This is a genomic window from Marinobacter sp. OP 3.4 (assembly GCF_036224885.1).
GTDB lineage: Bacteria > Pseudomonadota > Gammaproteobacteria > Pseudomonadales > Oleiphilaceae > Marinobacter.
This window is the reverse complement of sequence record NZ_JAVVLT010000099.1, coordinates 26563-37360: the sequence shown is the minus strand read 5'-3', so window position 1 is coordinate 37360 and position 10798 is coordinate 26563. Positions and strand designations below refer to the sequence as shown.

General features: G+C 63.8%; 12 protein-coding genes. 2 read left to right on the top strand and 10 right to left on the bottom strand.

The features are described 5' to 3' along the window. Positions 1-90: 90 nt before the first annotated feature. The 3 genes from RO069_RS16405 to RO069_RS16395 form a co-directional block, all read right to left on the bottom strand. Positions 91-399 carry a hypothetical protein gene (locus RO069_RS16405; protein ID WP_328189022.1) on the bottom strand — a complete coding sequence of 103 codons (309 nt, stop codon included), beginning with the start codon at positions 397-399 and terminating at the stop codon, positions 91-93. Between the two features lie 69 nt (positions 400-468). Next, entirely contained in the window at positions 469-2685 is a 2217-nt protein-coding gene (locus tag RO069_RS16400; RefSeq protein WP_328189021.1) for a putative bifunctional diguanylate cyclase/phosphodiesterase, read from the bottom strand. A gap of 222 nt (positions 2686-2907) precedes the next feature. Further along, positions 2908-3339 carry a CoA-binding protein gene (locus RO069_RS16395; protein WP_328189020.1) on the bottom strand — a complete coding sequence of 144 codons (432 nt, stop codon included), beginning with the start codon at positions 3337-3339 and terminating at the stop codon, positions 2908-2910. A 191-nt stretch (positions 3340-3530) separates the two neighbouring features. Between RO069_RS16395 and RO069_RS16390 the strand changes: the two genes are divergently transcribed. Continuing rightward, the gene (locus RO069_RS16390; protein WP_328189018.1) at positions 3531-4052 is read left to right on the top strand and encodes a 2-amino-4-hydroxy-6-hydroxymethyldihydropteridine diphosphokinase; all 522 of its coding nucleotides are present in this window, start codon (positions 3531-3533) and stop codon (positions 4050-4052) included. On the opposite strand, the gene RO069_RS16385 is transcribed toward RO069_RS16390, so the two are convergent. Then, positions 3939-4664, bottom strand: a complete 726-nt coding sequence (locus RO069_RS16385) for an SDR family NAD(P)-dependent oxidoreductase (protein ID WP_328189016.1) — start codon at positions 4662-4664, stop codon at positions 3939-3941. The genes RO069_RS16390 and RO069_RS16385 overlap by 114 nt on opposite strands. Before the next feature lie 4 nt (positions 4665-4668). Next, positions 4669-5238, bottom strand: a complete 570-nt coding sequence (gene folE, locus RO069_RS16380; protein WP_328189014.1) for a GTP cyclohydrolase I FolE — start codon at positions 5236-5238, stop codon at positions 4669-4671. A 229-nt stretch (positions 5239-5467) separates the two neighbouring features. Here folE and RO069_RS16375 point away from each other — a divergent pair, with 229 nt between their 5' ends. After that, complete coding sequence (locus RO069_RS16375; RefSeq protein ID WP_328189012.1) at positions 5468-6553, top strand: patatin-like phospholipase family protein; 1086 nt, start codon at positions 5468-5470, stop codon at positions 6551-6553. 3 nt (positions 6554-6556) lie between these two features. On the opposite strand, the gene RO069_RS16370 is transcribed toward RO069_RS16375, so the two are convergent. The 5 genes from RO069_RS16370 to RO069_RS16350 form a co-directional block, all read right to left on the bottom strand. Further along, positions 6557-8005, bottom strand: a complete 1449-nt coding sequence (locus RO069_RS16370; protein ID WP_328189010.1) for a CHASE domain-containing protein — start codon at positions 8003-8005, stop codon at positions 6557-6559. 105 nt (positions 8006-8110) lie between these two features. Next, positions 8111-8923 (bottom strand): zinc ABC transporter permease subunit ZnuB, encoded by an 813-nt coding sequence (znuB, locus tag RO069_RS16365; protein WP_328189009.1) that lies wholly within the window; start codon positions 8921-8923, stop codon positions 8111-8113. Beyond that, positions 8910-9695: a zinc ABC transporter ATP-binding protein ZnuC gene (znuC, locus tag RO069_RS16360; protein ID WP_328189007.1), complete on the bottom strand. Its 786-nt coding sequence runs from the start codon at positions 9693-9695 to the stop codon at positions 8910-8912. The genes znuB and znuC overlap by 14 nt, the downstream gene beginning before the upstream one ends. After that, positions 9692-10186 carry a Fur family transcriptional regulator gene (locus RO069_RS16355; protein WP_328189006.1) on the bottom strand — a complete coding sequence of 165 codons (495 nt, stop codon included), beginning with the start codon at positions 10184-10186 and terminating at the stop codon, positions 9692-9694. Before RO069_RS16355 ends, znuC begins: the two co-directional genes overlap by 4 nt. Before the next feature lie 135 nt (positions 10187-10321). After that, complete coding sequence (locus RO069_RS16350; RefSeq protein WP_328189005.1) at positions 10322-10795, bottom strand: chemotaxis protein CheW; 474 nt, start codon at positions 10793-10795, stop codon at positions 10322-10324. Between the last annotated feature and the right edge of the window lie 3 nt (positions 10796-10798).

Below are 10798 nucleotides of genomic sequence, written 5' to 3'. Positions count from 1 at the left end.
GTCCATCCCTGGACCGTGAATTGCGGCGGTGAAAGCCCCCCGGGTACCCCAGAGCCCATGCTCCAAACCCAGCAGGCTTATGCAAGAAAACTAACGTCGAGCCCGAAGAAACACCCCACAATGCCGACACTGATCCGGCGCCATCAGTTTGGCCTGCCAGCCAATGGAATGCTCACAGGCCGGGCACTTGAGGCGGAGCTGGAGAACGATGATGGGAACGATAAGAGCGGCCAGCAGGACGCCAAGAGGCCCCCAGCTATCGCCGCTGGACAGGCCCAACTGGCTGCTGAAGACCAGCAGGCCGATCATGGCCAGGAACGCGAAGATAAAATAGGACTTGTTGATGGATTCCCAGCGGCGAAGGCGCTGGTCTTGTTCCGGGGTCAGGTAGCTGGCCATGGATATCCCGTCGGGTTGCCTCGAAGTCGATTGCACTGACACCAGTTTACCATGGGCAGGTCAGGCGACTTAATGATCCTGATGCTGGGATACGGGCAACAGGCCCCTGGCGATCACATCCGGCAGGTCGCCAGCCGGTACCGGGCGGCTCATGAGGTAGCCCTGGGCCATGTCGCAGCGATGCTGCTTCAGGAACTCCAGTTGCTCCTCCGTCTCCACGCCCTCGGCCACCACCCGGATGCCCAGGTTGTGGGCCAGGTTGATCACGGCACGGGTGATGATGGCATCGTCGTGCCGCCGGGTGACATCGGTGATGAACGAGCGGTCGATCTTGAGCAGGTCCACGGTAAAGTCCCGCAGGTAACCCAGGGAAGAATAGCCCACCCCGAAATCGTCAATCGCCAGGTGAACCCCGAGCTGGCTGATCCGTCTCATCTGCTCGTGGTTGTGTTTGACGTTCTCGATGAACGACTCCTCGGTCAGTTCGATTTCCAGCTGTTGCGGCCTGACCTGGTATTCATCGAAACACTGGGCCAGGTACTCCGGCAGGTCGGCTTCGCCCAGTTCGCGGCCGGAGATATTGACCGCAATACGAAGGTTCTCCAGGGCCGTGCCCTGCCAGTGGCGGATCTGCTGGCAGGCCGCGCGGATCACCCAGCGCCCGATTTCCGTGATGCGACCGCTTTCCTCGGCCAGCGGGATGAATTCCACGGGGGGGACCAGGCCCCGTTGCGGATGATTCCAGCGAATCAGCGCCTCGACACTGGAGGACTGGAAGGTGGCCAGGTCCAGCTGTGGCTGGAAATAGAGTTCGAACTGGTTGCGGGCCAGGGCCTCGCTCAGGTCGTTGTCCAGTTCCAGGCGGCGCACTTCCCGCTCCTGCATGCCCTCGGTATAGAACTGGTAGGTATTGCGTCCCTGTTCCTTGGCGCGGTACAGGGCGATATCGGCGTTGCGCAGCAGGATGTCGGCGTCCACGCCGCTCTGGGGATAGACGGCAACCCCCATGGTGGCGGTGACGTGGTGCTTCTCGTTGTGGATCTCGAACGGCTCGGCGAAACACCCCTTGATCTGGCCGAGCAGGTGGATAACGTCGTCGATGTCATCCACATGCTGCTGGCAGACCATGAATTCGTCGCCCCCGGAATACCCCACCATGATCCGTTCATCGCTGAGCTGGTCGAGCCGCCTGGAAACTATGGCCAGCAGCTCGTCGCCGAAGTGGTGTCCCAGGGAGTCGTTCAGCATCTGGAAACGGTCCAGGTCCATCATGATCAGGCCCACCTGCCGCATATGCCGGTCTGCCTGCAACAGGGTGTGTTCCAGGTCCTCCATGAAGAACCGGCGGTTGGCCAGGCCCGTCAGGGTATCGGTGGACGCCAGGCGTTCCAGGTCGTGCTGGATGGCTACCCGCTGGTCAATTTCCTCCTCCAGGTCCCGGCGGGTTCGCAGCAGGTCCTGGTTGCGTTTCAGTACCAGTTGGACCAGCAGCGTGGTGAGTGACACCAGCAGCCCCAATGCCAGCATGCTCAGGAAGGTGGCCCAGGGCCAGTTGCTGCGGTAGCGTTCCACCCATTCCCGGGTGGGCTTGACCCGCACGGCCCATTGCACCGACGGCAGGTTGGCCGCGGTGGTATGGGAGAAACGATTCTGGGTGGCGGTCTGGGTGGGCAGGCTGAAGGTCACGTCGCCTTCCTCCAGCAACTCCAGGCTGAAGTTGCCGCGGATATGGGGAATGATCAGTGCGTCGGCGAGACGTTCCATGCGAAAAACGCCGGCGATAAAACCGTTGTTGTCCGCCCCGGCGCCCACCGGAGCATAGACCACCAGCCCCGTGCCGCCCTGGGTCAGGCTGATGACGCCGGAAATATCCAGGCTGCCCTGTTGCTGGGCCCGGGTCAGTGCCTCAAGCCGTTCTTCGGAAAAGGCGACGTTGAATCCCTGCGCTTCGGTGTTCCCCTCCAGAGGCTCTACCCATCGGATCACGAAGTCGCGGTCGATCCATTCGATGGCCTGGAAGGTCTGGAAGTCCTCGAGGTAGTTGCGGGCATCCTGGCTCCAGGTTTCCCTGGGCATATCGGGTTGTTGTTCCAGGCGGCTGGCCATCCGGCGCAGGGCGATGACGTGATTGAGGAAGTCATGTTCCAGTCGGCGGGCCAGGGACTCGGTTTCGGAGGCCAGGGTCTGGCGGATCTGGGCATCTTCCTCGGAATCCAGTCCCAGCTTGAGGGCGGTTGCGATCCCCAGGAAGGTCAACAGGATGATGGCCGGAAACACCGGTCTCATAAAATGACGAACGAGGACGACTGATAGCGGGCGTTTCAGACGCACACGGGTCTCCGGAAGCAGGGCGTTAAAGTCACGTCGTTGTTGTTCTTCTTCTTATAGCGGCTGCTGGTCGTCTGGGATGACATGCCGCCTGAATAATATGTCACATTCTTAATAAAAATGTGCGGCACCCTGTCACTGTTTCGCCAGGTGCGTCAGGTTGTGAACCAGACTATACGGTCAGGCAGCGACGGGGGGAATACCCAGGCGCGGTATTTCCTGTTTCGGGCACCGGTCCATAACCACCTTGAGGCCGGCGGCTTCCGCACGCCCGGCACCGGTATGGTTGATCACGCCAACCTGCATCCAGATAACCGGGATGCGACAGGCGATGGCCGCATCGATCACCCGGTCGGTCCGTTCCGGGGCCAGGAACAGGTCGGCCATGTCCACCGACTCCGGAATGGCGGCCAGATCGGGGTAGACGGTTTCGCCCAGCAGGGTCCGGCCAGCCAGCCTGGGATTGACCGGGATGACCCGATAGCCACGCCCCTGCAGGTAGGCCATTACCTCATGGCTGGGCCGGTGGGGCTTCTCGCTGGCACCCACCAGGGCAATGGTGCGAACATCGGACAGGATCTGGCGGATCATTTCCGGGTGCTCTACGGGCATGCATCAGTCTCCGGACAGTGGCGTTGGATAGGCCCCATACTAACGGCTGCAACTCGCCTCTGCCTACCGGAAAATGGCGGCCAGGTTGACCGACGTCCTGTTTCATCAAGGTAAAACAGGCGGGACACTGGGCCGATGGGTGGCATTGCCCGTATGATCTATCAGAAAGCGTCATAACGTGAGCAACCGGTATGTGGTACCTGTGCGGACTGGGCAGCAACATTGCCCCGAAACATAACCTGCCCCTGGCCGTGGCGCGACTGGCGCGCCTGTTCGGCCCGGTGTCCCTGTCCCCGGTGGTCCGCACCGCGCCCCAGGGCATGGCATCGGACAACAGCTTCCTCAATGCCCTGGCGGTATTCCAAAGTGATCTGCCACCGGATCGGGTGAAGCAGCACCTCAATGAACTGGAGGAGTCTCTCGGTCGTGACCGTTCCGATCCCGACAGCAGCGTTCGGGACCGGCCCATTGACGTGGATATCCTGGAAAGCCGGAACCGCCCCGGTTTTTCGGGGCAGGCCATTACCGAGGACTATTACCGGCGGTTGCTGGAGGGGGAAGCCGTGCGCGGTGAGCCCCTGCTGCTTGAAGGCTGGCCTCTAGGCGAGGCGCCGGCCACCATCGATTGGAATCAGGGCGCCGGTGACGAAATAGTTGTCCAGCAGGGCGATAACCTGCTGTACCACGCTGTCAAAACCGCCCTCCCGGGCTAGCAGGGTTTCCGAAAGCACGCTGGCCTGTTCCGCTTCCGTATGGTCCGGCAGGAACCGGATCGGCCCCGGCATGATCGCATTGACCCGCACGTCCGGCGCCAGCAGTCGGGCATAGCTCAGGGTCAGGTTGCTCAGGGCCGCCTTGCTGGCGCAATAGGCGGCAAACTTCGGATTGGGTTTCTCCACGAAGATATCGGTGATGTTCACCACCAGCGTGGGTGTGGCGGGAGAGGTGCAGCCTGCCCGTAGGCAATCGGCCAGCCCGGCCATCAGCATCATGGGCGCGGTGCTGTTGATCTGGAACAATCGTGCCGCCTGTTTGGCCAGTTCCCCGTGATCCCGGTTGTCCGGGGTGAACTCGGAGGCGTTGTTCACCAGCAGGTGCACCTGTGACGTGCGGTTGCGGATGTCGTCCAGGGCCTGCTCGACACTGCCGGGGTCCGCCAGGTCCGCGGGCAGGGTGTGGGCGCCCAGTCGTGCCAGTTCCTCCACCTCATCGGTGGTGCTGCGATAAAGGGCGAACACCTGGTAGCCCCGTTCCAGTAGCGCCTGGCAGGTATGGTACCCGAGGCGGCGGCCGGCACCGGTGACCACGGCAACGGGAGCGGTCATGGCGTCAGCCCCCGGCGGTGATCAGTTGCAGGAACTCGGTGCGGGTGGCCTGGGACTTGCGGAAGCCGCCCAGCATCATGGAGGTCTTCATCACCGAGTTCTGTTTCTCGACACCCCGCATCATCATGCACATATGCCGGGCCTCGATCACCACGGCAACGCCGGCGGCGTTGGTCACCCGTTCCACCGCTTCGGCGATTTCCCGGGTCAGGTTCTCCTGGATCTGCAGTCGCCGGGCGTACATGTCCACGATGCGGGCGAACTTGGACAGGCCGAGCACCTTGCCGTCCGGAATATAGGCAATGTGGCACTTGCCGATAAACGGCAGCAGGTGGTGTTCGCACAGGCTGTAGAGTTCGATGTCCTTGACCAGCACCATTTCATCCATGGCGGATTCGAACACCGCGCCATTGACCAGCTCGTCCAGGGTCTGGCCATAGCCCCGGGTCAGGAACTGCATGGCCTTGGCGGCACGTTTGGGCGTGTCCATCAGGCCCTCGCGGTCCGGGTTCTCGCCCAGACCTTCAATAATGCCCCGGTAATGGGCGGATAGGGAGTCGAGTTGGTCTGTCATGACTGTTTCCGTTGCGGTGCGGGTAAACCCGCCATTGTAAGCGAAGTTTCATGTGAACAGTACCATCTACGCAGCGACCGGGCGAAAGGACCACCAGTGATGAAAGGACGGCAAGGTTTGCGCTGGCCCGATTCTGGCAGTGGCTGGCGGACTCCGTTAAACTCGCGCTCAATCCGCTGGCCAGTACCCGGCGCCAGCCGTCGCACGAACGTTCCAGGGAGGTCCCTTCATGCCAGCCATTCACACCCGCCAGCCCGCACTGACCATCAGGGCCGGGCGCCGGGCCATGGAGCGGATCCGGGCGCAGGGGCTGACACCGGAGGACGTCCATGTGATCCCCGGTGCCGCCGGGGGACCGAAGGCCCTTGGCCTGTCGGGGCTTGACCGGGTCATCTTCGGTGACTGGCTGTTGCGGGCGCCCCAGGAGCGTGCCCTGATCGGCTCGTCCATCGGTAGCTGGCGCTTCGCCGCCGTGGCGTCCTCGGACGATCCGGCGTCGCAACTGGCCAAGCTGGCGGAACTCTATACCTGCCAGCGGTTCTCCAGGGGTGTGAGCCCGGCGGAGGTGACCCGCAAGAGCACCCTGTTCCTGGAGGAACTGCTGGGCGGGCGCGAACAGACCATCCTCGAACACCCCTGGTACCGGCTCAATATCGTCGTGGTCCGCAGTGGCCGGGGCCTGGAGGACGATACCCGCGGGCGGCTGGCCCTGGGCCTGATGCGGGCCATCAGCGCCAACATGGTCAGCCGCCGACACCTGGGCCGTTTCTTCGAGCGGGGCATCATCCACGACCAGCGCCTGCCCGCGCCACTGGCCAAGCTGGTGGACTTCCCCAGCCACCAAGTGCCCCTGAGCCGGGATAACCTGATCCCGGCCCTGCTGGCGTCTGCCTCCATTCCCCTGGTCATGTCCGGTATTCGCAATATTCCCGGGGCGCCGGAAGGAGTCTACCGGGACGGCGGCCTGCTCGACTACCACCTGGACCTGCCCTACCAGCAACCCGGCATCGTGCTGTATCCCCATTTCACCGACCGGGTGGTGCCCGGCTGGTTCGACAAGAGCCTGCCCTGGCGCCGGGGGGACGCTACCCGGCTGCAGGATGTGCTGCTGGTTGCCCCGTCCCGTGACTACCTGGCGTCGCTGCCGGACCGGAAGCTGCCGGACCGGAAGGACTTCGAACGTTTTGCCGGTGACGATGCCGGTCGCGAACGGACCTGGCGCACGGCGATTGCCCGCAGTGAGAGACTGGGGGAGGAGTTCATGGAGCTGGTGGAGACAGGGCGAATCCGGGATGTTGTCCGTCCGCTGTCGTGATGGTCACTGCCTCGGCATCAATGACACCCGATAGCCGGAGCAGCCGCTGAGCGGGTCCTTCAGCGCCTTGATCCTGAGGGCCACCGGAAGCGGGTTGCCGTCGCGGGTGGTGACCCTGGTGTCCAGCCTCTGGACGGAGTGGTCCCGGCGGGCGGCGTCGAAGGCCATGGTCAGGTCCATCTGGCAGTCTTCCGGGAACAGGATGTCCAGGGCCTTTCCCATCAGTTCGGTGGACGGAATGTCCAGCAGCGTGGCGGCCTGTGGCGAGATGTAGCCGATGTGCCGTCCCTCATCCAGTTCCGCGAAAATTCCCGCGCCCAGTTCGATCAGGTCCCGCGTCCGGCGGTCGCTCTCCTGCAGCGAATGGTGAAGGATGTTTTTCTCCAGGCGTGTATTGTCCAGTTGCTGACCCAGGTGCCGGGTCCGTCGGGTTCGACGATCCAGCAGCCGGTTGGTACGCAGCATCAGCCAGATTGCCCAGGCGGTCAGTGCCGTGGCCAGCAGGGTGACGGCCAGCCCGGTCATCCATGCCGGCCAGAGCACCTGGTGCCTGAGGTTGTTCATCCAGGCGCGGGATGGTTTTGTGCTCAGCATCCACTGACGGCTTCCGATGGCCAGTGTCGAGCGGATCGTCGCCTCGGCACCGGCGGGGATTCCCGATGCCTGTAGTGACGCCAGGGGGCGCCTGGCATATTGACTGATATCATGGATTTCCAGCTGCCAGCGTGGGTCGTGGACGCCCATGAGCAGTTGTTCCAGCCACTGCTGGGGATCGATCACCAGCGCGATAAGGCGGGTCGCACCGGTGTCGCCTTCGCCCTGCTGCCCCAGGGGGACGAACAGCCGCATGGCCCGTTGCTCGTCACCGTTACGGCGCATACTGGTCACCGTGGTGGCGGTAACCTGGTTATCCTCCCGTGCTTTCAGGAGGGCGTTACGCCAATGGGGCACGGAGGTGGCGACCAGGCCCAGGCTTGCCGCGCCGGTATCCTCCGGCGGGAGCGCCTGTCGGATAATCAGGTAGTGGTCGGCGGGTCCGGCAACCTGACTGTTGAACGACCCGACCCAGTTGGCAAAGCGAATGAACTGTCCGCTCTGTTCGCTCAGTCGCCGTTCCACCATGGGGCGGTGGGCGTGGCTGACCCGGGTCAGCAGCTCCAATCCGCGGATCTCCGGGTGGGTATCAAGAAAGGCACTGGCCTGTGTACTGAAGGCCCGGGGGCTACGGGCGGTGAGGGCGCGGGCGGACTTGAGGGTATCGTCGAGTCGTAGTGCCAGGATGTCATGGAGCCGCTCATGCCGGGCCTCGGTGACGTCCGTAATCAGTGCCCGCACCGGCACCAGCGTACGCGGGGCAATGAAGGCGGTCAGCAGGATGCCGCCCACCAGCACCAGTACCGGTATCAGCCACCAGCGATAGACGTGTCTTCCTGACGCCTGTTCGGGGTCCATGTTGGGTTCCTGTTCGCCATGATCCCGGTGCGGAGAACCGGGCCCTGCAATCAGCTTTCACTCTAGTCCAGCAGTCAGGGCCTGCCAAATCCTGCCTGTCGGCTCCTAGGCCCTGGCCCGCCGGATCACCGTGTAGACCAGCAGGAACACCACGAACGCCGCCACCACGATGGAGGGGCCGGCGGGGGTGTCCAGGTTCCAGGACAGGCCCAGGCCGCTGGCCACCGCAATCATGCCGAAGCCGATGGCCATCAGCACCATCTTTTCCGGGCTGGTGGCCAGTCGTCGGGCGGTGGCGGCGGGAATGATCAGCAGGGCGGTGATCAGCAGCACGCCCACCATCTTCATGGCCACCGCAATCACCAGCGAGAAGATCAGCATCAGGACCAGTTGCAGGCGTTCCACCGGAAAGCCTTCCACCCGCGCCAGTTCCTCGTGGATGGTGGTCATCAGCAGTCCCTGCCAGAGCCAGCGCAATAACGCCAGCACCACGACCGCACCACCAAAAATCCAGGCCAGGTCCTGCCGGGTCATGGCGAGCAGGTCGCCGAACAGGTAACCGGTGAGATCCACCCGCACGTCCGGCATGAAACTCAGGGCCACCAGGCCGATGGCCAGGGAACTGTGGGCCAGGATGCCCAGCAGGGTGTCGGTGGCCAGCGCCCGGCTGCGGGACAGGGACACCAGGATCAACGCCAGGATAACGCAGGTGGCGGCCACACTCAGGTTGATGCTGGTCTGGAACAGGAACCCCAGGGCCACCCCCAGCAATGCCGAATGGGCCAGGGTATCGCCGAAGTAGGCCATGCGACGCCAGACCACGAAGCAGCCCAGCGGGCCGGCCACCAGGGCGATGCCCAGGCCGCCCAGCAGGGCACGCCAGAAGAAGTCGTCGAGGACCGGGTCAAGAAGGGACATGGTGGTCGCAGTGCTCGTTGTGGTCGTGATCCACCACGTCGCCGTGGAGGTCATGGCTGTGGTTGTGATGGTGGTGGTAGACCGCCAGGCTTTCCGCCACCGGGCGGCCGAAGGTCTCCACGAATGCCGGGTCCTGGGAGATATCGGCGGGGTAGCCACTGCAGCAGATGTGCTGGTTCAGGCAGATGACCCGGTCGGTGGCCGCCATCACCAGGTGCAGGTCGTGGGAGATCATGATCACGCCACAGGCCAGTTCGTCCCGCACCTCGCGGATCAGTTCGTAGAGTGCCGCCTGGCCGTTGATGTCGACCCCCTGGGCGGGCTCGTCCAGCACCAGCAGGTCCGGTTTACGCACCAGCGCCCGGGCCAGCAGCAGTCGCTGCATCTCGCCGCCGGACAGATGGTGCACGGATTGACGGAACAGGTGCCGGATGCCGGTGCGGGCCAGGGCGGCCTGGCAGTCGTTCTCGGAGGCACCGGTCAGGGCCAGGAAACGGCGCACGCTCAGGGGCAGGGTGGGCTGCAGGTGGAGGTGCTGGGGCACATAGCCGGTGAGCAGGCCCCGGGGCTTGTGGATGTGACCGTCGGTTACCGGCTGGATACCCAGCACTGCCTTGATCAGTGTGGTCTTGCCCGCGCCATTGGGGCCGATAATGGTGACGATGTCGTTCCTGCGGACTTCCAGGCTGACCCGGTCCACCACCGGGGTGTCGTTCAATGTCACCGATACCTGGTCCAGGCGGACCAGGGGAGCGTCGTCGGTCCCGGTCATGGGGTGGCCGTCTGTCCGGAGCGGCAGCGGGGGCACAGCCCCGCCACCTCGATGGTGGTCTCGGTGGGGGCGAAGCCCTGCTCGGCAGCGGTGTCCGCCACCGCGCCGGAAACCGCATCCGACGTCAGTTCGTGAACGTTACGGCACTGCTGGCAGATCAGGAACATGCCGGTATGGTGTTCCCGCGCGTGGTTGCAGCCGATAAAGGCGTTGAGGGAGGCAATCCGGTGCACCAGACCGTGCTGCTGCAGGAAATCCAGTGCCCGATAGACGGTCGGGGGCGCCGCGTTGTGCCCCTCCTGGGCCAGCACCCCGAGCAGGTCATAGGCCCCCAGGGGCCTGTGGGACTCCCAGATCAGTTCCAGAACCCGCTGACGGATGGGGGTCAGGCGGGCGTTGCGGGCGTCGCAGATGGTCCGGGCCTCGGCCAGGGCATCACGCACGCAGGCATCATGGTTGTGGGGGCGGTAGGGCAGCGCGTTGGCAGACATGACTCTGGTTTCCGGCAAATAATGTAACAGTATAACATTTAAGAGCCGATAACCAAGTGCGGACCTGCCGGGCCGGAGAGGGGCACCAGAAGGGCTTCGGTGCGGAACCGCCAGACGTTATCCGACCGGGTTTCCTCAGGCGTTCCCGAGGGCCTCGATGCCCAGGTTCTCCAGGTATTCCAGGTTGGGAATCCAGACCGTATCGCCTTCCAGTTCCACCTGCATCAGGTCGGCGGGGCCCTGGTCGGCTTCCTCGCGCCCCTGGACCTGTTCCGGCTCCAGGCGTGTCTGGCTGGGGATGCCCTGGGTCACAATGGCCAGGAAGGGCAGCTTGTCATGGTTCGGGCCAATGGTATTGAGTACCACGATGCGACCGCGACCGGCACCGGGAATGATGGCCTCCTGCTCGTTGGCCCCCTCGTAGGAGATTACGGGCAGTTTCTGGCCACGCCATTCCAGGTAGCCGGCGAGCCAGTCCGGGCCATCGCCGCTGGCGAGGTTGGCATCGTGATCCACCACTTCCGCTATGGAAACGTTGGGCAGCAGCAACTGCCGGTGGTTCATGGGAATCAGTACACAGGGTAGCGTTGTTGTGGTGGTATCACTCATGGT

Coding starts and splice junctions, on each gene's coding strand:
- RO069_RS16370 (WP_328189010.1), bottom strand. CDS start 8,005: ATGGACCCCGAACAGGCGTCAGGAAGACACGTCTATCGCTGGTGGCTG.
- RO069_RS16350 (WP_328189005.1), bottom strand. CDS start 10,795: ATGAGTGATACCACCACAACAACGCTACCCTGTGTACTGATTCCCATG.
- RO069_RS16405 (WP_328189022.1), bottom strand. CDS start 399: ATGGCCAGCTACCTGACCCCGGAACAAGACCAGCGCCTTCGCCGCTGG.
- znuB (WP_328189009.1), bottom strand. CDS start 8,923: ATGTCCCTTCTTGACCCGGTCCTCGACGACTTCTTCTGGCGTGCCCTG.
- RO069_RS16355 (WP_328189006.1), bottom strand. CDS start 10,186: ATGTCTGCCAACGCGCTGCCCTACCGCCCCCACAACCATGATGCCTGC.
- RO069_RS16390 (WP_328189018.1), top strand. CDS start 3,531: ATGTGGTACCTGTGCGGACTGGGCAGCAACATTGCCCCGAAACATAAC.
- RO069_RS16385 (WP_328189016.1), bottom strand. CDS start 4,664: ATGACCGCTCCCGTTGCCGTGGTCACCGGTGCCGGCCGCCGCCTCGGG.
- RO069_RS16395 (WP_328189020.1), bottom strand. CDS start 3,339: ATGCCCGTAGAGCACCCGGAAATGATCCGCCAGATCCTGTCCGATGTT.
- RO069_RS16400 (WP_328189021.1), bottom strand. CDS start 2,685: ATGAGACCGGTGTTTCCGGCCATCATCCTGTTGACCTTCCTGGGGATC.
- znuC (WP_328189007.1), bottom strand. CDS start 9,695: ATGACCGGGACCGACGACGCTCCCCTGGTCCGCCTGGACCAGGTATCG.
- RO069_RS16375 (WP_328189012.1), top strand. CDS start 5,468: ATGCCAGCCATTCACACCCGCCAGCCCGCACTGACCATCAGGGCCGGG.
- folE (WP_328189014.1), bottom strand. CDS start 5,238: ATGACAGACCAACTCGACTCCCTATCCGCCCATTACCGGGGCATTATT.